At 67.9% G+C, this 19,893-nt stretch carries 19 protein-coding genes and 2 tRNA genes; 13 read left to right on the plus strand and 8 right to left on the minus strand.

Features of this window, described 5'->3' with window-relative positions:
- The first annotated feature begins 65 nt into the window (after positions 1–65).
- Entirely contained in the window at positions 66–1,634 is a 1,569-nt protein-coding gene (locus tag ACXC9Q_RS13705; RefSeq protein WP_457056878.1) for an amidohydrolase family protein, read from the plus strand.
- Between the two features lie 123 nt (positions 1,635–1,757).
- Here the strand turns inward: ACXC9Q_RS13705 and ACXC9Q_RS13710 are convergent, their stop codons facing one another.
- Complete coding sequence (locus tag ACXC9Q_RS13710) at positions 1,758–2,258, minus strand: GNAT family N-acetyltransferase (RefSeq protein WP_457056879.1); 501 nt, start codon at positions 2,256–2,258, stop codon at positions 1,758–1,760.
- Positions 2,259–2,468: 210 nt separating this feature from the next.
- On the opposite strand from ACXC9Q_RS13710, the gene ACXC9Q_RS13715 reads away from it, so the two are divergent.
- The 5 genes from ACXC9Q_RS13715 to ACXC9Q_RS13735 all read left to right on the plus strand — a co-directional run bounded on the left by ACXC9Q_RS13715 (position 2,469) and on the right by ACXC9Q_RS13735 (position 5,565).
- A complete protein-coding gene (locus ACXC9Q_RS13715) occupies positions 2,469–3,353 on the plus strand; it encodes a sigma-70 family RNA polymerase sigma factor (protein ID WP_457056880.1) in 885 nt (294 codons plus the stop codon).
- Positions 3,354–3,399: 46 nt separating this feature from the next.
- Positions 3,400–3,939 (plus strand): hypothetical protein, encoded by a 540-nt coding sequence (locus ACXC9Q_RS13720; protein WP_457056881.1) that lies wholly within the window; start codon positions 3,400–3,402, stop codon positions 3,937–3,939.
- Between the two features lie 105 nt (positions 3,940–4,044).
- Positions 4,045–4,117 (plus strand) — tRNA-Asn (locus ACXC9Q_RS13725).
- 81 nt (positions 4,118–4,198) lie between these two features.
- Complete coding sequence (locus ACXC9Q_RS13730) at positions 4,199–4,774, plus strand: DUF4232 domain-containing protein (protein WP_457056882.1); 576 nt, start codon at positions 4,199–4,201, stop codon at positions 4,772–4,774.
- A 128-nt stretch (positions 4,775–4,902) separates the two neighbouring features.
- On the plus strand, positions 4,903–5,565 hold the full coding sequence (locus tag ACXC9Q_RS13735) for a hypothetical protein (RefSeq protein ID WP_457056883.1): 663 nt from the start codon (positions 4,903–4,905) through the stop codon (positions 5,563–5,565).
- Positions 5,566–5,656: 91 nt separating this feature from the next.
- Here the strand turns inward: ACXC9Q_RS13735 and ACXC9Q_RS13740 are convergent, their stop codons facing one another.
- Positions 5,657–5,794 (minus strand): hypothetical protein, encoded by a 138-nt coding sequence (locus ACXC9Q_RS13740; RefSeq protein ID WP_328522188.1) that lies wholly within the window; start codon positions 5,792–5,794, stop codon positions 5,657–5,659.
- A 143-nt stretch (positions 5,795–5,937) separates the two neighbouring features.
- Between ACXC9Q_RS13740 and ACXC9Q_RS13745 the strand changes: the two genes are divergently transcribed.
- Together ACXC9Q_RS13745 and ACXC9Q_RS13750 are read left to right on the plus strand one after the other, a co-directional pair.
- Positions 5,938–6,011: transfer RNA gene (locus tag ACXC9Q_RS13745), tRNA-Ile, on the plus strand.
- A 105-nt stretch (positions 6,012–6,116) separates the two neighbouring features.
- The gene (locus tag ACXC9Q_RS13750; protein ID WP_457056884.1) at positions 6,117–7,769 is read left to right on the plus strand and encodes a GntR family transcriptional regulator; all 1,653 of its coding nucleotides are present in this window, start codon (positions 6,117–6,119) and stop codon (positions 7,767–7,769) included.
- Between the two features lie 856 nt (positions 7,770–8,625).
- Here the strand turns inward: ACXC9Q_RS13750 and ACXC9Q_RS13755 are convergent.
- Positions 8,626–9,579, minus strand: a complete 954-nt coding sequence (locus ACXC9Q_RS13755; protein WP_457056885.1) for a diacylglycerol/lipid kinase family protein — start codon at positions 9,577–9,579, stop codon at positions 8,626–8,628.
- 76 nt (positions 9,580–9,655) lie between these two features.
- Here ACXC9Q_RS13755 and ACXC9Q_RS13760 point away from each other — a divergent pair, with 76 nt between their 5' ends.
- Entirely contained in the window at positions 9,656–10,465 is an 810-nt protein-coding gene (locus ACXC9Q_RS13760; protein ID WP_457056886.1) for a DUF1206 domain-containing protein, read from the plus strand.
- On the opposite strand, the gene ACXC9Q_RS13765 is transcribed toward ACXC9Q_RS13760, so the two are convergent.
- Both ACXC9Q_RS13765 and ACXC9Q_RS13770 read right to left on the minus strand, forming a co-directional pair.
- Complete coding sequence (locus ACXC9Q_RS13765) at positions 10,450–11,157, minus strand: phosphatase PAP2 family protein (protein ID WP_457056887.1); 708 nt, start codon at positions 11,155–11,157, stop codon at positions 10,450–10,452. The genes ACXC9Q_RS13760 and ACXC9Q_RS13765 overlap by 16 nt on opposite strands.
- Positions 11,157–11,852, minus strand: a complete 696-nt coding sequence (locus tag ACXC9Q_RS13770) for a phosphatase PAP2 family protein (RefSeq protein WP_457056888.1) — start codon at positions 11,850–11,852, stop codon at positions 11,157–11,159. Before ACXC9Q_RS13770 ends, ACXC9Q_RS13765 begins: the two co-directional genes overlap by 1 nt.
- Before the next feature lie 76 nt (positions 11,853–11,928).
- Between ACXC9Q_RS13770 and ACXC9Q_RS13775 the strand changes: the two genes are divergently transcribed.
- The 3 genes from ACXC9Q_RS13775 (at position 11,929) to ACXC9Q_RS13785 (ending at position 14,844) form a co-directional block, all read left to right on the plus strand.
- Positions 11,929–13,674 carry a phospholipase D family protein gene (locus tag ACXC9Q_RS13775; protein ID WP_457056889.1) on the plus strand — a complete coding sequence of 582 codons (1,746 nt, stop codon included), beginning with the start codon at positions 11,929–11,931 and terminating at the stop codon, positions 13,672–13,674.
- A gap of 592 nt (positions 13,675–14,266) precedes the next feature.
- On the plus strand, positions 14,267–14,611 hold the full coding sequence (locus ACXC9Q_RS13780) for a hypothetical protein (RefSeq protein ID WP_457056890.1): 345 nt from the start codon (positions 14,267–14,269) through the stop codon (positions 14,609–14,611).
- A gap of 2 nt (positions 14,612–14,613) precedes the next feature.
- Positions 14,614–14,844: a hypothetical protein gene (locus tag ACXC9Q_RS13785; RefSeq protein ID WP_457056891.1), complete on the plus strand. Its 231-nt coding sequence runs from the start codon at positions 14,614–14,616 to the stop codon at positions 14,842–14,844.
- Here ACXC9Q_RS13785 and ACXC9Q_RS13790 read toward each other — a convergent pair.
- The 3 genes from ACXC9Q_RS13790 to ACXC9Q_RS13800 form a co-directional block, all read right to left on the minus strand.
- The gene (locus ACXC9Q_RS13790) at positions 14,819–16,366 is read right to left on the minus strand and encodes a helix-turn-helix transcriptional regulator (protein WP_457056892.1); all 1,548 of its coding nucleotides are present in this window, start codon (positions 16,364–16,366) and stop codon (positions 14,819–14,821) included. The two genes, ACXC9Q_RS13785 and ACXC9Q_RS13790, sit on opposite strands and share 26 nt — an antisense overlap.
- A 601-nt stretch (positions 16,367–16,967) precedes the next feature.
- The gene (locus ACXC9Q_RS13795; protein ID WP_457056893.1) at positions 16,968–17,729 is read right to left on the minus strand and encodes an alpha/beta hydrolase family protein; all 762 of its coding nucleotides are present in this window, start codon (positions 17,727–17,729) and stop codon (positions 16,968–16,970) included.
- A 120-nt stretch (positions 17,730–17,849) separates the two neighbouring features.
- Positions 17,850–18,656 carry an alpha/beta fold hydrolase gene (locus tag ACXC9Q_RS13800; protein ID WP_457056894.1) on the minus strand — a complete coding sequence of 269 codons (807 nt, stop codon included), beginning with the start codon at positions 18,654–18,656 and terminating at the stop codon, positions 17,850–17,852.
- A 580-nt stretch (positions 18,657–19,236) separates the two neighbouring features.
- Between ACXC9Q_RS13800 and ACXC9Q_RS13805 the strand changes: the two genes are divergently transcribed.
- Positions 19,237–19,803: a diacylglycerol/lipid kinase family protein gene (locus ACXC9Q_RS13805; RefSeq protein WP_457056895.1), complete on the plus strand. Its 567-nt coding sequence runs from the start codon at positions 19,237–19,239 to the stop codon at positions 19,801–19,803.
- Positions 19,804–19,893: the final 90 nt, after the last annotated feature.

Consider the following 19,893-nt stretch of genomic DNA (forward strand, 5'->3'; position numbering starts at 1 on the left):
CTCGACGATTCGTGACCTACTCTCGTGATCAGGGGCGGCAGGGAGAATTCTACGGGAGGGAAGCCATGTTCGTACTGCGTGGAACCGTGGTGACGATGCGGCCGGACGGGCAGGTTCTCCCCGAGGGCGAGGTGTACGTTGGCGACGACGGACTGATCGCGGCCGTCACCCCGATCGACGCCGTACCCGCTGGTTTCGAGAACGCTCCGCGGATCACGGCCGGTGGTCTGATCTATCCCGGGCTGATCGATCTACACAATCATTTGATGTACAACAGCCTGCCGCTGTGGACCGAGCCGTCGCGCAAGGATCCGTGGACATCGCACAACCAGTGGGGGCGGGCGCCGACATACAGTGCGCAGATCAGTCAGCCGGCCCGACTGCTCGGTGCGGCGGCCGGTCGCGCGCTGCTCAGGTACGTCGAGACCCGGGCGATCGTCGGCGGTACGACGTCGATCCAGGGCAACCCGCGCGGCGCCGTACCACCGGACAACGACCTGATCCGGAACGTCGACTCCGAGAAACTCGGCACCCACGACGATTTCATCCGGGTCAGCACACTGGTTGCCGACAGCAAGGAAGCGCTGGCGCCCTATGCGGCGGCGGTCGCGCAGGGCCGCGGATTCATCGCGCATTCGGCCGAGGGGTCGGACCCGAAGCTGCGCTCGGAGTTCGAGTTGCTGGACCAGGTCGGGGTGGTGAAACCGCAACTGGTCGCCATTCACGGTGCCGCGCTGAACGCGGAGGACTTCGCGAAAATGAAGGCGGGGAATTCGAGCCTGGTCTGGTCGCCTTTCTCCAACTTCTGGCTGTACGGCGCGACCGCGGACGTTCGAAGCGCAAAGGCTGCCGGAGTGCGGTTGTGCATCGGTTCGGACTGGGGTCCGTCGGGGACGCGCAATGTGCTGTGGGAGTTGAAGGTTGCCGATCTCTGGAACAAGGCCAACTCGGTGTTCACCGACGAGGAACTGGTGCGGATGGCAACGTCCAACCCGGGCGAGGCGTTGTCCGGGGTCTGGCCGCATCCGATCGGACGGCTGGAACGTGACTCACTGGCCGATCTGATCGTCGTACGGCGATCCGGGTCCGACCCGCACCGCAACCTGATCGAGGCCACCGAGGCCGACATCCGGCTCGTGGTCGTCGGCGGGCGAGCGCGGTACGGCCTACGGTCGTTGATGAAGTCGCTGGCGCCGACCGCGACCCAGATCTCGGTGGGCAAGCTGTCCCGCTCGATCGACTACGGCGACGCTGCCGTCACCTGGAAGACCGTCGTCGCCGAGCTCGAGCGGATCCGGAAGGATCCCGCCGGTGCCGCGGCTCGGGCTGCGGAAACCTTCGCCGCCCTGGCCGCCGCCGACGAAGCCGGCTTCACCGACCTGGTCAATGCAGACGCCTCCCCCGGCGGAGCTCCGGCCCTGTTGGCGGCCGGCACCTTCATGCTGCTTCCGGACATGCCGGCACCGGAGCTCGACATCGAACTCCGCCGCCGCGGCGCGGCCGGCGCCACGCCGGAAGCCGTGACCATCCCACCGCTCGAGCCCCTGACCACCGGCGACACCTGGTTCGACGCGGTCGACGCGAATCCCTTCCACGACGGATTGCTGAGCGGACTCCGCGCGTACGCGTCCTAGGCGGGCGTGTTCGTCCGCACGGATGACGGCGAGGAAAGCCTGCGCGAGAGGTTCAGTCTTCACACACCGATGATCACCGGTGACCGCAGCCTTCCCGCAGCCGGTCCACCGGCAGGATCGCGGCTACGGCTGGAGTTCCAGGTCGCGCTGGTACCAGGTACCCGGCTTACCGCCGAGGTCGGCCGGGTCCGCTGGGCCGACCGCGACAAACCCGGCCTTGGTCAGCACCCTCTGGGACGCGGCATTGGCACGGGAGGTGGCGGCCCGCAGTGTGCGCAGCCCGTGCCGCGCCGCCGCCAGCCGGCACAGCTCCCGGACGGCCGCCGTCGCCACGCCGCGGCCGGCGACGTGCTGCGCGACCCGGTGGCCGAGTTTGGCAGTACCGTCCTGGAGGTCGTACAGGTTGAACCGGCCCAGAACCGATTCATCGTCGGCAACCAGCACGTAGAACGCGCAGATGCCGCCGTCTTGCTCAGCCAGCGAGGCGCTGTGCCGGTCGGCGAACTGGTTGTAGAACTCGTCGCCGCGGTCGGAGATCGAGGCAGCGAAGTAGGCGCGGTTCGCCAGCTCGAAAGCCAGGACCGCGGGGGCATGGTCAGCCTGTAGACGTTCCAGCTCGGGCACCGCCCGACTCTATCTGGGCCCTGCGCTGAGGCCACCTGAGTTTTTCGGCGGCGGAAGACAGGCCCAAGACCAGGGCACACAACGACATACGACGGAGTATTGGGCCTGAACTGCGGGGCTGTCACGTCAGGTAGTTATCCACATACTGAAAGTCGTTGCGTTCCGGCGGGTTCGATCACGGCACTCTCTTTGACAAGGAGAGGGGCACGGATGGCTGAACTGGACTGTGAACCGGCGGACGTTTCCGCGCTGGTGGCCTACCTGCGCGACATCGGGCGACATGAACTACTGACTCTGGAGGAGGTGAGCGAGCACTCGTACTGGATCGAGGCCGGGCTGCTGGCGGCCGAGCGGCTGCGCGTCGATCCGGGCCGGCACGATCCGGCCGACCTGCGGCAGGTCGTCGCGCTCGGGAAGCACTCGTGGCGGCGGATGGTCGAGGGCAATCTGCGGCTGGTCGTCTCGCTGGCCCGGCGGTACACCGGGAAGGGCATCTCGCTCCTGGATCTGATCCAGGAGGGCAACATCGGGCTGATGCGGGCGGTCGAGCGGTTCGACCACCGGCTCGGCCACCGGTTCTCGACGTACGCGATCTGGTGGATCCGGCAGTCGATCGGCCGCGCGATCTCAGACCGGTCCCGGTTGGTGCGGATGCCGGCGCAGGCGTACACCGACGCCTGCCGCCTCGCGTCGCTGCGCCATGACCTGACCCAGTCCCTTGGCCGCGAGCCCACGACCGCGGATCTCGCCACCGAGAGCGGCCTGACCGCAGCTCGGGTCGAGCGCGCCGAGGCCTGGCGAATCCACCCCGACACCCTCGACGCCGACGACTCCGAACCAGTCATCGACGACGCCCCGATCGTCCTCCGCGCCGCCCTCCGGCGCGACATAGCCCACCACCTCCAGTTCCTCGACGACCTCCACCAGGCCGTCCTCGTCCATCGCTACGGCCTCCAGGACCACACCCCCAGCACGCCTGAGGAAACCGCCGGCGCCCTCCACCTGACCCCCGACCAGGTCCGCACCCTCGAAAAGGAAGCCCTCCGCCACCTGCGCCGCCAAGCCATCCCCCACCTCCGCGACTACGCGGCCTGATCTGCCCCCCACACACAGCGTTTGGAGCAACTGGAATGATGACGATGTGAAACTCCGGCGTACGTCCTGGCCGCGCGAGGTGGCTGACGCGGTGACCGTCGCCTCCCGCGACGCATCCGGCGCGAAGGACGACATCCTCGCGGCGGTCCAACTGACGGACGGCCACTGGGTCGCCGGTACGCGGTCTGCCGTCTACCTGCCGACCGACTCTGCGGACACCTTCCGCCGGGTCGGCTGGGAGAAGATCGAGCGCGCCGGGTGGGACTCGGAGGCGTCGATCCTGAACATCTTCGAGACCACCGACTTCGGTACGCCGTTGCGCGCGACGGAGCTCAAGGTCGACGACCCCGGCCGCTTCGGCCAGCTCCTGCGCGAACGCGTCGACGCGAGCATCGTCGTCCAGCGCCACGTCCCGCTCGCCGGCAAGCGCGGCGTCCGGATCATCGGTCGCCGCAACCCGTCCACCACCGACGCCGCGGTCACCTGGAACTTCGTTCTGGACAAGGGATTGGAGCCCGACCACCCCGGCGTACTGGATGCCGCCGAAGCAGCCCTCCGAGAAGTCCGCGAGGAGTTCGGAATCTGACGCAGAAGCCAGCCTCCAGGCGGGCGAATCCCGTTTTTGTAGTTCGGGTCGCGCCTGCTAACCTACTCAGGTCCTCGGGGTTCGGGGGGCAGGAAACATCCACGATCCCGCGTAGCTCAATTGGCAGAGCAGCCGGCTGTTAACCGGCAGGTTACTGGTTCGAGTCCAGTCGCGGGAGCAACACACCAAGCCGGTCTCCTCAGGAGCCGGCTTTCTTCATGCCAACGGCCGTGAGCCTGGACGCGGGTAGGTTCAGCGAATGGATCGACGGCTGTGGGTGGGGCTGGCCGGCGCAATGCTCCTTGTGACCGGGTGCGGCACCGAGAGTGCGGTCGGCGGAATCCCCGAGCGGACGCCGACCCCTTCCGTGCACTCAGTGCCGACACCCCGGCCGACGCCCACCCCGCCACCCCGCACGTGCCCGAGCACCGGGGCATCGATCTCGGTCGGCCAGGTCGACGCGGCTCTGGGACACCGTGCCGTCGTCATCAAGCTGACCAACTGCCACTCCGGCGTTCTGACCGTCAACGGCTACCCCGACCTGACCGTCCTGGACGCCAAGCGCAGGCCCCTGAAGGTGACCGTCACGCACGGTCTGTCGTACATGGCCATCGACCCCGGACCCACCAAGCTCCGCCTGCGGAAGGGCGAATCCGCCCTCGCGGCCGTCTCATGGTCCAACACTGTGGAAGCCGGCGAGGACATGGCCGCCGGCACCTACCTGTCCATCGCCAGAAGCACGCGGGACAAGCCACTGGTCTGGCCTGTCGACACCGACATCGGCACGACCGCCGAGATCACCCTCACCGCCTGGTGCCTGACGTTCCCGACCTGACGTCCCCCACCACGGGCGGCGCTAGTCCAATTCCCGCGACACGCGGTTCTTATTTGGCCTATACCAGCTATTCCCGTACCGTGCTCCTGATCCCGAGGGGGGCCTCGGGGATGAGGGGAAGGAACCCTGTGAACATCAAGAAGATCCTGAACAGTAAGAGCGGCCGTCTGATGGTCGCCGCTGTGCTGGGGGCCGGCGTGCTGGTCGGAGTCACCGTCGCGGCGAACGGCGCCGTGAAGCCGGACTGCAAGTCCCTGTCGTACCCGCTGTGCCCGCGGTCGGTCGCGGCGACCCAGGTCGTCGACAACAGCCTGCCGGCGAGCAAGCTCGCACCTGCCGACCGCACCGCGTTCCTGAAGGACACGGACGCGAACGGCAAGCTCGGCGTTTCGAAGGCGTTCGACCCGGTCGCGATCGCCCACATCGGTGGCTCGTTCAAGACCGGCAAGACCAAGGTCGGCGAGTTCACGCTCCCGGCCGGCACCTGGCTGATCAACTCGTCCGCGTTCTTCGCCCGCACCGCCGCGGGCCCGGCGGGCACCCGGCCGCAGCTGGCCCTCCGGGTGGGGGCATCCGACACCGCGTTCGGTGACGACTACGGCACCATCCTCGGCGCCGAGATCTCCCCCGCGAAGGACCGGGAGCTGACCGGCTCGACCGTCAAGGTCGTGAAGGTGACCGGCTCGACCAAGGTCGAGGTGTTCGCCTTCGGCTACAACGACGACGCCGGTTCGGCCGGATCCGGCGACATCACCGCCGCGGCTGACGTGGTCGCCGTACAGGTCGGCTGACCGCCTCCGCAAGCCATCGGGGCCCCGACCGCAGCCTGCGGTCGGGGCCTTCGCACGTCCGCCCTCCCGAAGAGGGCTCCGCGGCCGGCGCCTACTTGCCCTTCCGCCGGTCGATCGCGCGCTGAATACGCTGCTGCGGTTGCCCGGTCAGCTTCGCGATCAGCGGCACCCGATACTTGTACGCCGCGATCGCGCCCACCACGAGCACGAGGAAAATGAACCAGCCCATCGGCCTTCCCTTCCACGGAACAGCCCTGCACAGGACCTGCCTCCATCATGCCCGGTCCAACCCAACCACCCCTCAGTCAAACCCCTGACCCACCCCTGGTTTCCCACCTCCCCCACTCCCACCAGATACGATCCTCCGAGCACGGGGCGGTAGCTCAGCTGGTTAGAGCAGGGGACTCATAATCCCTGGGTCGCGGGTTCGAGTCCCGCCCGCCCTACAAGAAGAACATGCAGGTCAGAGGGCAACTCGCCCCTCTGGCCAGCGGCGCAGTCGAGGTCGCATGCCATGGTTCATGCCATGAATGCCGTGGTACGGTCTGCGCATGGCAGCTCGGTCTCCCAAGTCGAAGCGCCAGAGGGGCTCCATCCGCAAACTGCCTTCTGGCTCTCTTCAGGTGCGGGTGTATGCCGGTGTCGACCCGGTCACGAAGGACGATCTCTACCTCACCGAGGTCGTTCCGATTGGCCCACGACAGGAGAAGGAAGCAGACAAGGCGCGGACGCGGCTCCTCAACCAGGTTGACGAGAAACGCAACCCAAAGACGCGCGCCACGGTCGAGCAGCTCATGACGAAGTACTTCGACGTGCTCGATGTCGATACACAGACGAAGCGCGGCTACCTGTCGAAGTACAACATCCACATCAAGCCTCTGCTTGGCTCAACGCAGCTGACGCGGCTCGACGTCGAGACACTCGACACCTTCTACTCTGAGCTGCGCCGGTGCCGCATCCACTGCCGAGGCCGCAAGAAGGACATCGAGCACCGAACGACCCGGCCGCACCAATGCGACGAGCACGAAGGCAACCGCTGCCCACGCAACAACCCGGACGGATGCCGGCGGTGCCGCCGGATGTGCAAGCCACATGTGTGCAAAGGCCTCGCCGATTCAACCGTTCGGCAGATCCACTGGATCTTGAGCGGCGCCCTGGACCGCGCAGTCGTCTGGAAGTGGATCTCGGTGAACCCAGCCGAGCACGCGGACAAGCCAGCTCTCCCGCCTCCGAATCCACAACCGCCGACCGTCGATGAAGTCGGTCGACTACTCACCGCCGCATGGGAGGAAGACGAGGATTGGGGATCGTTCCTGTCGACGAAGACGACGACAGGAATCCGTCGCGGAGAGATGTGCGCACTACGCTGGAGCGACCGCGACCGCGACCGCAGGGAAGGTGCAACGTCCGTCCTGCGAGTCGAGCGGTCGATATTCGTCAACGATGACGGTGAGCTGGAGGAGAAGGACACCAAGACTCACCAACAACGGCGAGTCATCCTTGATCCCGAGCCTGACGAGATCCTCGACGAACAGGAGCAGAGGGCGAGAGAACGTGCCGGAGCCGCCGGCATCGCCTTCAATCCCAACGGATTCATCTACTCCCCCGTTCCCGACGGGAGCGTGGGACATCATCCAGACACGCTTTCAAAGCGGTATGCGAGGCTCGCGAAACGTCTCGGGATCCAGAGCACGCTGAAGAATCATCGCCACTACAACGCAACCGAGTTGATCAACGCGGGCTACAACGTACGCGCAGCTGCTGGGCGCCTGGGTCACTCCGGCGGAGGGACGACGACGCTGCGCGTCTATACAGCCTGGTGGTCAGAGGCCGACCAGCGCGCCGCCGGGACGACACCGACTCGAGTGCCGCCGAGGCCAGCACCAGCTAAGTCGACCGTGAAGAAGGCGACACCTCAGATACCAAATGGCTTGGATGAGGACCTACAGCCTTACGAACGGATCGCCGCAGATCTGCGCGGCGCGATTGACTCCGGAATTCTGGCGCCTGGTGATCCACTTCCGACCGAGAAGGCTCTTGCTAGCCGGTATGGCGTAGCGGCCAGCACCGCTCACAGAGCTGTAGCGCTGCTGGTCTTGGCAGGGCTCATCACCTCAGCGCGCGGGAAACGCGCAACAGTAGCCGCAGGCGACGACCCAGAAGTTGCCTCGGTCACCGAGCTCAGGTTGTCCGACTCGTCGTAACGGCCCGATCCGCGGCAGTTGAGTCCCGGACCGTCGTTGGCTCCCACCACGCGAGATGTGATCTGCTCGCTCGCCTCTGAATCAGCCTCGTCGATGAGCCCGTCGGTCTCGACTGGGCGTGCATGAGCATGGTGCCTTGATGTCATGCCCCTGCGTTACGCCGTTCGAGGTGCTCAAGACATGCTGCCCACAGTTGGCGGGGCGTGCATACCGTCTGTGCTGATGGCCTGCACGCCCCCGTCCCCTGCCTCGGCCCCACCCTCAGCTTCACCCGTTCAGTCCTGTAGTTGCGCCGGCATATTCACGGGAGCGAGCAGTCGAGGCTGGGATCGAAGGCCAGGCTGAGTTCTATCGAACCGTCGACCTTCTCATTACGAGGAAGAACGACAGCGTCGCATCTGCTCTCTACCAGCGCTTCTAGCAACGCGGCCTCCCCCAGCGAGCGCGAGATTCCCCATGCGTATCCGCCGTTTCGTGCCACGAGTCATGCCATGCATCTCGACCATGCCGCAGGAACCACAGCACCGGAAATGACCACGCCTCGTCAGCGACCATCCCCGGAGGATAAGGCAGCAGCGGCACATCGGCCCCGTGTCGCGCGGCCAGGACGAGGTCGAGGGTCGGAGGCCACGGCGCTCCGAACCTCGTCCACGTTCGGGTCCTGTACTGGTGGTGGCCGGCGGTACTTCACCGTGGCGCCCGTCCCCGCCACACCCGTCCGCGGTACAGGCCGCCGCGCTGCGGCTCGATGTGTGATGACGGTCGGCGTCGGCTGCCGCCGCTGCTCTCCACCATCGTCGCGGGCGACGACTGTCCCCTCCCCCGTCGGCAGTCCGTCGGACTTCTCGTCGTGCTGTCAGGCGCTGTTTCGTCCGACGCGTACCACGAGACAGGCCGGCTGCACCGCGAAGCGCAGCCGGCCTGCCTCGGTAAGCACGTCACCGTCGACCTCGCACAGCTGTGGCGGGTCGATTCGCACCCTGAGGTCACGACCCCGATCACGCTGGAGCGACGGTCCGTCGCCGCGGTTGGCCAACACCCGCGAGGCCACCCCGATCCACTCGGTCAGGCTCTCGGGGCTGACCGTCGCCACGTCCAGCCGGCCATCATCGACCTCGGCATCGGGCAGCAGCACCATGCCGCCGGTGAGCTCGCCGCAGTTGCCGACCACGACCGTGCGGGCCTGGCCGGCGGCCGCGGTGCGCCCATCCACCACCAGGTCGAGCGCGAACGGGTCGTCGGTCAGGTGCGTGCCGCCGCTGGCGACGTACGCCGCCCAGCCGGCCTTGTCCTTCACGCCCTCGGGCGCGTCATTCATGATCTGGGCGTCGAAGCCGACCCCAGCCATCACGGTGAAGCAGTGGACGTTGTCCGCGCCGGCGCGCAGGTCACCAGCGCGCTGGCTCTCGTCGGGGTCGACGACCAACCATCCGACATCGATCGTGCGGTCCTGGCCGGAGAAGGCCGCGGCGGCCGCGGCAGCCAAGGAGTCGACTGGGAGACCGAGGTTGCGGGCCAACAGGTTCCCGGTACCGCCTGGAAGGAGACCCAGCGCGACGCCGGTGGCGACGAGCTCCTGCGCCACCGCCCGGACGGTCCCGTCGCCCCCGAGGGCGCACACCAAACGGGCGCCGTTGCGAACGGCCTCGCGCGTTTGGCCGAAGCCGGGATCGTCCTCGGTCGTCTCGACCAGCGTCGGCGCCTCGATGCCCGCCGCGGTGGCCGCGGCCTGGAGTACTTCGCGCACGTCGGCGAGTTCGACCTTCGTCGGGTTGACGACGACGACGACCTCAGGACCCCTAGTCTCCATCCGCGTACTGTTGCATGGCGCCTGCGGGGCTTACCAGCGGCGGTGGCTGGGTAGACGTGTAGGCAAGGGGGACATGATGAACAGCATCGGCGATCGGGCCGGCGACGTGAGCGACTCGGCGAAGAGGGCCGCAGCCACGACCGGTGACCATCCCGTGGTCGAGTGGGGGGCTCGCCTCGGCTACGGCGCGAGCGGCGTCCTGCACCTGCTGCTCGCCTACCTGACCGTACAGATCGCTGTCGGCCGCGGCGGCAAGGAGGCGAGCCAGTCGGGGGCGCTGGAGACACTCGCCGAGGACCCGTTGGGACAGGTCCTGCTCTGGGTGATCGCGGCCGGTTTCACCCTGCTCGCCCTCTGGCAGCTCACCGAGCTCGTCACCCGGCACCAGGCGTCCGACAAGGCGAAGGCCGCCGGCAAGCTCGTCCTGTACAGCGCGCTCGCCTGGATGTCCTTCACGTTCGCCTCGGGCGGTCGTACGTCGAGCAACAAGCAGACCAAGGAATTCACGGCAACCCTGATGGAGGCACCGGCCGGCCGGGTGCTCGTCGGTCTGGTCGGCGTCGCGACCATCGGCATCGCCGCTTACCACGTGGACAAGGGCTGGCGGGAACGGTTCCTCAGGGACCTGCGGGAGCACCCGGGTCGGTGGGTGGTCATCGCCGCCAAGGTCGGCTACATCGGCAAGGGCATCGCATTGGCGGCCGTGGGCATCCTCTTCATCACGGCCGCGATCCACAAGCGGGCGGGCGAGGCTACCGGCCTGGACGGGGCGCTCCGATCGATGCGGGACCTGCCCGCCGGCCCGGTCATCCTGCTCGTCATCGCGCTCGGCCTGGCGGCGTACGGCGTGTACTCGTTCGCGCGTGCCCGCTACGCGCGCGTCTGATCCTCCACGTCGCCGCGACGCAGCCAGCACCAGGCGAGCAGGGCCGCGACCAAGCCGTTGGCGATGGCCACCACCACGTCGCTGACGTGGTGCATGCCCCGGTAGAGCCGTGCCGTCGCAACGAGGAACGGGATCGCCAGGCATACGCTGACCACCGCGCTGCGGAGCACCGGGTTCGTGATCCGCAGGGCCATCAGCCCCAGCGTGACGTACAGCCCGGTCGCGGCACCGGTGTGCCCGCTCGGGAAGCTGGAGGTCGGCGGCGAGTCGTCCAGCTTCTCGACGTCGGGGCGCTCGCGGTCGATGAGGAGCGTGGTGAAGAAGAAGACCATTCCCTGCAGGCTGATCGCGATCAGTGGCACGACCGCGAACCACCACTGCTTGGTCCGCCGCCAGACCAGCACGACCACGACCAGGCACACGCCGATGATGCTGACCGTTGCGCCCGTCCACGAGAAGAAGAGCGTGACCGGGTCCCAGAACGTCGTGCGTGACGACTCCAGGCTCTTGTTGACGCTCTCCTCGGAGACGCCCAGGTCCTTCAGCGGGCCGTCGGTGAGGAGCCAGCCCATCCCGACCACGGCCAGCCACCACACCACGAGAGGGGCCAGTGCGCGGACCACCAGGTCACGGCCCGCCTCCTTGGCGGTGGGTCGGGACGTGTCGTCCTGCCAGCGGGTGAGGAACGCCATCAGTTTGAACCTTTCGTCGTGCTGCCGGTGGGGGTTGGCGGCGTCCAGCCCACATAGCCCGCGTACGACGCGGCCGTCAGCCCGCACCCGGGCAGCACGCCGGCCGTGACGTCGGACAGGAAGTGGGCGCCCGCGTAGAGCCTGTCGGCACACGTCACGATCACCCAGACCGCACCGAGGCCGACCAGCAGCCCCCGAAGGCCGGTACCCACGCGGGGCCAGATCAGCAGGACGACCACGGTGACGACGATGGCGTTGTTGGTGGCGTGACCGGAGGGGAAGGAGAACCCGGCGTGCTGGGCGAACGGGTCGTCGATCTCGGGACGGGCACGGCGTACGAGAAGCTTGAGCACGCCCGCGACGGCCCAGCCGGCGGCCATCGTCGCCAGCGCCCACCAGGCCCGCGTCCGCAGGTGCTTGCCGAACCAGACGTAGAGGCTCACCGGCAGGCCCAGGAACAGGTACATCACCCAGGGCTGGCTGATCAACTCCCACGTCTCGACGAACGACCGGAACCGTGGGTGGCCGCGGGTGTAGTCGGTTGCGGCGACAATGATGTCCTGATCGAGGGTCACCAGCGGGTCGTACTTGGTGCGGACGAGGAACGCCAGCATCGCCAGCGGGACGGCGACGACAACCGCGTAGACGACCGCCCGCGTCAGTCGGTGCCACGGGGAGACGGCGGCGGGGTCCATGACGGCATCCTTGCACTGCCGGTGTCCTGAACCCGCAGGTCGGCGCGCCCTTCACCCCCTTGACAAGGCAGACAAGATGAGTTTCGTGGATGTGCGTGCATGGCTCCTGACCAACCAGGAGAGGGAGAACCCGCGCACGCGGATCGACGACGTCCGCGGCGACGGCACCGCGTGGAGCAGCGGCAACACCGTACGGGCCATCGTCCACGGGCGGCCCTACTTCGAGGAACTCCACGAGCGCATCATCGGTCTGGGCCCCGGGGACCGCCTCTACTTCGCCGACTGGCGAGGTGACCCCGACGAGCAGCTCACCGACGACCCGGGGTCGACCCTCAACGCCACACTGGTCGCGGCGGCCAAGCGCGGCGTCGACGTGCGAGGGCTGCTGTGGCGGTCCCACTGGCACCGTCTCGGCTTCAGCGCCCACCGGCATCGTTACCTGGGCGACGAGATCGGCGAGGCCGGCGGGCAGTGCCTGCGGGACATGCGGGTGCGTACCCGCGGCGCCCATCACCAGAAGTTCGTGGTCATCCGGCACGCCGAGGACCCGACCCGCGACATCGCCTACCTCGGCGGCATCGACCTGTGCCATGGCCGGCGCGACGACCACACCCACGACGGCGACCCACAACCGGCGGAGCTCGCCAGCGCCTACGGCCCCACCCCGCCGTGGCACGACGTACAGGTGGCGATCCGGGGCCCGGCGGTCCACGACGTGGAGACGACGTTCCGCGAACGCTGGGAGGACAGCACCCCGCTCACCCTCAACCCGGGACGCCTGATCTCGAGTTTGGTGCACCGCGAGGATCTCTCCCCAGAGCCGCTGGGCGCCCAGGCACCGCCTCCACCGCCGCGGCCCGACGGGCACGACGTCGTCCAAATCATCCGGACCTTCCCAGTCATCTCACCCACCGGGTTCGACTTCGCACCCGAAGGCGAGCGCTCGGTGATGCTGGGCAACACCAAGGCGATCGCCCAGGCCGACCGGCTGATCTACGTCGAGGACCAGTACCTGTGGTCGGACGACGTGGGCGAGCACTTCGCCAATGTGCTGCGGGCGAAGCCCGAGCTCCGGCTGGTGGTGGTGCTGCCGATGGTGCCCGACCTCGAAGGCGCTCTGGCAGAGGTGCCGCAGCGGTACGGGCGGTCCCTGGCGATGCGCACGATCATCGAGGCGGGCGGCGACCGGGTCGCGGTCTTCGGCCTGTGCAACGAGACCGGGCTACCGATCTACGTGCACTCCAAGACCTGCGTCATCGACCACCGCTGGGCCAGCGTGGGATCCGACAACTTCAACCGGCGCTCGTGGACCAGCGACAGTGAGATCGCCTGCACCGTAGTCGACGAGCGCGGAGACCTGGACGCGACCGCGCCCGAGGACTCCTTCCCGCAAGTGCTGCTACGGACCCTGGTCGCCGAGCACCTGAGCTGTGACGCCGACGACGTGCCAGAAGACCCCCATGAGCTGTTCGACGCGATGGTGGCCAGCGCGGATGCCCTGGACCAGTGGTATGCCGGCGGTGTGCCCGACAAGAAGCGCGGCATCCGCGGGGCGTTGACCGGCCGGGTGCCGCACCGCATCGCTGCCGTCCCCAAGTCGGTGGCCAGGCACATCCCCGGTCACCGAAGGCGCCGTCAGAGGGTGGCCGCCCGGGCGGAAGCGGCGTCGATGCGCGGGTCGGAGCGCGCCGCCCGCCCGCCCGGACGACTGCGACGGCTCGATCCACCGGAGCTCAGCGACGCCCAACTCCGTTGGGCGCCTCGGCTCTACGACCTGCTGTTCGACCCCGATGGACGGCCGCGCCCCGGGGCCGGCGCCTGAACGATCGTCAGGAGCCGTGCGCGAGCACACGTCGGGTCGCCGCGCGTCCACCGTCATCGACGACCACGCGGTGTCCCCCACAGGACCATCCGGGCCGCCATCTCACTTGCTGTACCCGACCAGACAGGCGAGCCAACCAGACCCCACCTGCGCAGATCGACGTCTCCCGACCAACCGGGCACCCCAAGACCACAACAGAATTCACCTTCATCCAGTGGCGGTGACCCGGCTGGAATCTCGTCGCCGCTCCTTCGACCACCAGCGCTTCGACCCCGGTGGGCATGCAGGCGTCCAGCCACTCGCGAACCTCGTCGACGCCCCCGGTCGGACTCAACTCGGGTTGGCTGCTTACTCTGCGAAGGGGCGAACGGTGCCCAGAGCAACGAAAACGTCGATGGTCAGGCCGCACACCCGCAACGCCCCAGCCGCCGGGGACCGCAAGGTGGAGCCGCCTGTCGAATCGAACCGACGACCTTCTCATTACGAGGAGGAAGGTCACCATCACATCTGCCGTCTTCAGGCGTCATTCGTTGCAAGGAACCTATCTCCGGTGCCCGTATTTTTCATCCGTATCGGGCAGTTCGCTCCACGAATGGCTCCACGCCGCGCGCCACAACTCCCCCGTCCGCTGGCCCACTCCGACCCACGATCAGGGGCGGTCTGCACCGCCGGCGGCGTCGGCCCCGACCACTACCGGGTCTGGGCGCACGAGGGACCGGAGGCGACCGCGCCGGCCACCGCCGGCTCAACAGTCGCAGTGACGAGTTGGGCGGTGTACCGGCTGCCGCCCCAGCAGCTGGAGACGGTCCTGGCACGCGAGTTGGCGCACCGCCTGGCGATCCCCCGTACGCCGTCGCTACTGCTGTACTGGCTCACCGTGCCCGCCCGCATGATGGGCCGGGCGATCGTCCTCTGCCTGAAACATCGGGTGGTGTGATCTTGGCCAAGATCGTGATCGGGTTCCTGCTAATCGGTGTGCTCGGAGTGTGGATGTTCCTCGGCTTCAGCCACTACGTGGTGTTCATGTTGAGCCCCTTCCTCGCGCCGTTCGTCGTGCCCTGGGCCGCCCGCACTCAGGAACGACTCACCGGCTCGTGGGACGTGCGCGAGTTGGCCACGTTCGAGGAGCGCCTGGCGCGGATCGTCAGCGGAGGTTCTTGCGGGAGGTGATTCCGAGCTTGGTGAAGACGTTGCCCAGATGCCACTCGACGGTGCGCGGGCTGATGAACAGCTGGCTGCCGATCTCGTGGTTGGTGCGCCCGTCGCGGGCCAGCTTGGCGATCTGGGCCTCCTGGGCGGTGAGGTCGGTGAGCGTGTCCGCGGTGCGCTTGCGGACGGTTTCTCCGGTGGCCAGTAGCTCGTGGCGGGCGCGGTCGGCGAAGCCGTCCATCCCCATGTCGGTGAGCATCTTGTGGGCGAGGCGAAGCTGCTCGCGGGCGTCGGTACGGCGATTCTCGCGGCGGAGCCATTCGCCGTAGATGAGATGCGCGCGGGCCAGCTCCGCACGCATCCGGGTGCTGCCGAGCCGCTCGATCGCCTCCTGGTACAGGCGATCGGCGGTTTCGCCCTCGCTCAGCAGCGCCCGTGAGCGCGCCTCGACCCCGAGCCCCCAATCGCTGCCGCTGGCGCTGGTCGACTCCGTCAGCCGCCGCAGGGCGTCGGTGGCGGGCTCGGGCGACCCGGTCCGGGCGGCGGCCTCGACCAGTTCGATCAGACCCCAGTTCGCCGGGCCTAGGTCGGCGGCATTTGCGCTGGCCTGGTCCGCCGCCACCAGCGCCTTGTCATAGTGGCCAAGACCGTTGTGGAGCACCGCGGTCGCCCAGTCGGCGACACCGACGGCGAGCCCTTCGCCCCGCAACTCCACTTCCTCCTTCGTGGCGCCGGCCAGGATGGAACTCTCGGCTTCGTGGCCCCGCAGCGCGGCGAGGGCCAGGGCGCCGTAGGGCGCGATGCGGCTTCCCGTGGCCTCCGTGACGACCTGCACTTCCTCGACCAGGGAGGCCGCGGCGGCCAGCTCGCCCGCGAACAGGAGGGCGTAGGCGCGCTGGGTCAGGGCGAGGGGAAGCTCGCTGAGCGCGCCGGCTTCCCGGGTGAGCCGGAGGTGCCGGCTGGAGAAGGTGTCCCACCGCCCGTAGTCCCACAGGTAGACAGCCGCGACGCCGACAGACCACAGCCAGTGAAGGTCCTCTTCCGCCGACGTGTCCCGGTCGAAGGCGGCCACCGCGCGCCGGATCAGGGGCACTCCTGCCGCGGATCCTTCGCTGAAGGTCGCGGCCAGGCCGTCCAGGAGGAGATCGCGCCCGCGGGGCGGGTGCGGCGGTCGCGGCGCCGCACGCGCTGCCGCCGCCACCTCCTGCGTACCTCCGCCGGGACTGGCCAGGCCGCCTGCGAACAGCGCGGCGTTCAGCGCGTCCAGGTAGGTCTCGCGGGCAAGACCGGCATCGACGGGTTCGAGCCGTTGGGCGGCTCTCAGCAGCAGCGGCGAGGCATCGCTGCCGCGGCTTGCCGCGAATGCGAGCTGGGCGCGCAGCAGATCGACGCGAGCATGCTGGAGTTCGTCGAACGGGGCGGCCTCGGCGATCCCCAGCAGCTTCACCGCGGCATCGAACGCGCCCGCCCGGATCTTGGCCTGGGCCGCGGCCAGCGCCCGTTCGGCCCGCCGCGCCGGGTCCGGAAGAGGCGACACCAGCACCAGGAAGGATCCTCACCGCGCCGACCGAACACGCTGACCAGGTCGCTCCACCGATCCGCGGTCACCGGACATACCTGCACCGACATGGACCCACCCTACGGATGGGGTCAGATCGCCGACAGCCCTGAATGCCACGAGGCCGCGCCCACAAGCATCCTCAATTCGGCATGAGCGCGCGGATCGCGGTTGCTTCGGGCGAGCGTAGCCGCCCTCAACGCGGCAAATGAGGATGTCTTGGCAGGCGCTGCCTGAGTCGATCGCGTCGTGGAGAACCACTTGGCCCTTGGCTCGATGGGCTGTAAACACGTCGCCATCCGGGTACTCGGCCGAGCATGTCGGCGGGACTGACTACTCGGACGGGCTGGGTTGTCCCTCCCGTGGGCGTGGGCGGACTCTCGGCACAGACCCGGCGGGAGTGGAGCGTCGGGAGTGCCATCGAAAGCCTGCTGGCGAACCTGATACTCGCCCGGATTCGCCAACGGGTCGCCCGCGACATCCACGGCCGCCCCCGGTAGACCCACCCAGGACGTGGCCTGTGCACCGGCTGTTGCTGCCAGCAAGGACCGAGCAAGCACCTTCTGAGAGGCAGCGCGGCTGACTGTCACTGGTCGGCCAGGTAGGGGTCGGCCCAGGCGCTGATGATGCGGGCCGCGCGCTTCGCCTGGTTGCGCCCGGTCAGTAGGTGATCGGCGCCCTCCAGCGACACGAAACTGCGCGGGTGCCGGGCCGCCCGGAAGATCTCGCTCGCATTGGCGATGCCGACGGTGTTGTCGGTCGGTGAATGCATCACCAGCAGCGCCCGGTGCAGCGTGCGGATCTGCTCGTGCAGGTCCGCCGCGCGCACGTCCTCGATGAAGTGTCGGCGGAGGGTGAGCGCCTTGCCGCCGATCAGGAACGGTGCCTCACCGTCGGCGAGGATCCGTTCCACGAGCGCGTCGTAATTGTGTTCGACGTGGCCAGGTTGATAGGGCGCGCCTATGCTCACCACCGCACGCACCGAGTCGACGTGGTGGGCCGCGGCGATGACTGCCGCGCCGCCGAAGGAGTGCCCCACGACCAGCCGCACCTCGCGACCCGACTCATTCATGAATCGCACCGCCTGGGCGGTGTCGGCGACCTTGTGGGAAAACGACCCGTCGCCCCAGTCGCCCTCGGAATCGCCGAGCCCGAGATTGTCGAAGCGGAGCATCCCGATGCCCTCGCTGGCCAACTGCTTGCAGATCCGGCTGGCGGCGGCGCACTCCTTGCCAAGGGTGAAGCCATGCGAGAACACGCCCCAGCCACGGACCGGGGCTGGTGCATGGTCGACCAGACCAGCCAGCTTCGGCCCGCTCGTGCTCGAGAACCAGACACGCTCGGCCACGTCGGTCATCCTCCCAGACCGGGGGGCGTTGACTGGCTATGGCACGGACAGCGGCAGATGCGGATGTTCACGGACGCCGAACTCTCGCGCCCATCACCTGCAGGTTGGCGATTCAGTCGGTCATTCATCCAGACTCTCGATGAAGGAAGTCAAGTCGGAAGCCAGCCGCTCTGGTTGCTCCCAGAGAACTAGGTGACCGGTGTCCTCGTAGACAACGAGTCGAGAGTCCGGGATAGCCGCCGCGAGGCGTTCCTCGTGGTCGCGCGTCAGCAACTCGTCATGGTCACCCCAAAGGATGAGGGTGGGTGCCGTGATGGTCGCCGCGTCGGTCGGAGGGCGCGCAGCAGTGAGGCCGTTGAACGCTTCGCGCCACACGTGGGCTGGAATGCGGACACCGTCTCGGACGCGGTCGTCGATGTACCACCGCGGCACCCGATGGAATCGGGGAAACCACGTCAACGACTTCCTCACCCAAGCAGTGTCGATGGGATCGGTCAGTTGTTCGACCTCGTCGGCGAAGGAGGGGCGTCCTTGTAACGTGCGGGGGGATCCGACCAGGACGAGGCCTGCAACGCGGTTCGGGCTGCTGATTGCCACTTGTTGGGCCACGTACCCGCCGCTGGACGAACCCAACAGGACGGCAGAAGAGATGCCCACCGCATTCATGAATGCCTCGACGTCCTCGGCGAGGTTTTCGAGTGAGTATCCAGCGGCTGGTCTCTCGGCGTCGCCATGGCCGCGTTGGTCGATCGCTATCGCATGAACCGTGTTGGGGAGCAGACGTAGCAGCCGGTCGAAGGAGCGCCGAGACTCAGCCCATGCGTGTAGGAGTAGGACCGGTGTCGCGGAGCGGAGTCCTGTGGACGTATAGGAGAGGCTCACCCCGGTTGTGAGGCGAATGTGGCGGACACCTGCGTCCTGCTCCATCTGTCCACGCTAGCCCGATGCGACTCGGTCACACAGACATCGACCAGCGACACGACCGCACATCGGCATGCGCGTGCGTTGGTCGGCGCTCGAGGGGTCGCCAGGCTTCCAGTTGGTCGCGAATCAGTTGGCGGACATGTGTCGCGCACCTCCAGGCGGATCACTGTTGCTGGGTGGTTCTGCCCAGTAAGCCAAGCAATGCGGCTGCCGACGTTCTCATTGCGAGGAGGAACTACGGCGTCGCCTAGGGTCTCGACCAGCGGCTTTGCTAACACGGCCGCCCGCACCACACGCGAATTCCCGAGCTCTATCCGTCATTTCGCACCACGATCAGCACCACGACTGACGACCTACCGATGACGGCGCTCCGCATCAAGGGCCCGCAGCGCTCCGTCCCGCCGCTGGCAAAATGATGCGAATCACTGGCTCGGCTGCGCAGCCTGTCGGTGCGGTGGCTGAGCGTTGCACTGCACCACTGGTTACGCCGTCTTCGGCGTGGAGGTGGGGGCCGGGATCCTGTCATCGATGGCAGGTGATTTGCGACTAGCACGCTTACCGTCGTTGCGCGAGAATGTGGTGGATGGTGTCGGAGCTGTCGGGTCCTGGCTGGCGGTCCTCGGAGCCTCCGCAACGGCCGGTGTTGTTTGTCAACCCGAGATCTGGCGGGGGCACGGCCGCACGCGCTGCGGTTGCCGAGCGGGCACGCGACCGAGGGATTGAGACCGTCACCTTCGCGCCGGGCCAGAGCCTGGAAGCGCTCGCCCGGGAAGCCGTGGCCGATGGTGCGGACGCGCTGGGGGTTGCCGGTGGCGACGGGTCGCTGGCGGTCGTGGCCGCGGAGGCCGCCACGCATGGGCTTCCGTTCGTGTGCGTGCCGGCCGGGACGCGCAACCACTTCGCTCTCGATCTCGGGGTGGATCCGCACGATGTGCTCGGCGCGCTCGAGGCGTTCACCGGCGGGATCGAGCGCCTGATCGACGTGGCGGAGGTGAATGGCCGCCTGTTTCTCAACAACGTCTCGCTCGGTATCTACGGCGACGCCGTCCGCAGTCCCGGCTACCGCGATGCCAAGATGCGCACACTTCTGGAGACCGCCGAGAAGGTGCTCGGCCCAAGCGCAGAGGTGCCAGCGGCTGCGCCTGGCTGACGATATGGGGATCGAGCACCAGCATCTCGCGGTTGTGCTCGTGTCGAACAACCCCTACACGCTCGATCACCCGCTGACGCGCGGTGCCCG

The sequence above is a fragment of the Kribbella sp. CWNU-51 genome, from assembly GCF_054073265.1.

Bases quoted from the DNA above. Each gene is read 5' to 3' on its own strand.
- ACXC9Q_RS13705 (WP_457056878.1), top strand. From the start codon at position 66: ATGTTCGTACTGCGTGGAACCGTGGTGACGATGCGGCCGGACGGGCAG.
- ACXC9Q_RS13715 (WP_457056880.1), top strand. From the start codon at position 2,469: ATGGCTGAACTGGACTGTGAACCGGCGGACGTTTCCGCGCTGGTGGCC.
- ACXC9Q_RS13730 (WP_457056882.1), top strand. From the start codon at position 4,199: ATGGATCGACGGCTGTGGGTGGGGCTGGCCGGCGCAATGCTCCTTGTG.
- ACXC9Q_RS13740 (WP_328522188.1), bottom strand. From the start codon at position 5,794: ATGGGCTGGTTCATTTTCCTCGTGCTCGTGGTGGGCGCGATCGCGGCG.
- ACXC9Q_RS13750 (WP_457056884.1), top strand. From the start codon at position 6,117: ATGGCAGCTCGGTCTCCCAAGTCGAAGCGCCAGAGGGGCTCCATCCGC.
- ACXC9Q_RS13755 (WP_457056885.1), bottom strand. From the start codon at position 9,579: ATGGAGACTAGGGGTCCTGAGGTCGTCGTCGTCGTCAACCCGACGAAG.
- ACXC9Q_RS13760 (WP_457056886.1), top strand. From the start codon at position 9,656: ATGAACAGCATCGGCGATCGGGCCGGCGACGTGAGCGACTCGGCGAAG.
- ACXC9Q_RS13765 (WP_457056887.1), bottom strand. From the start codon at position 11,157: ATGGCGTTCCTCACCCGCTGGCAGGACGACACGTCCCGACCCACCGCC.
- ACXC9Q_RS13770 (WP_457056888.1), bottom strand. From the start codon at position 11,852: ATGGACCCCGCCGCCGTCTCCCCGTGGCACCGACTGACGCGGGCGGTC.
- ACXC9Q_RS13775 (WP_457056889.1), top strand. From the start codon at position 11,929: ATGAGTTTCGTGGATGTGCGTGCATGGCTCCTGACCAACCAGGAGAGG.
- ACXC9Q_RS13780 (WP_457056890.1), top strand. From the start codon at position 14,267: ATGGCTCCACGCCGCGCGCCACAACTCCCCCGTCCGCTGGCCCACTCC.
- ACXC9Q_RS13800 (WP_457056894.1), bottom strand. From the start codon at position 18,656: ATGGAGCAGGACGCAGGTGTCCGCCACATTCGCCTCACAACCGGGGTG.
- ACXC9Q_RS13805 (WP_457056895.1), top strand. From the start codon at position 19,237: ATGGTGTCGGAGCTGTCGGGTCCTGGCTGGCGGTCCTCGGAGCCTCCG.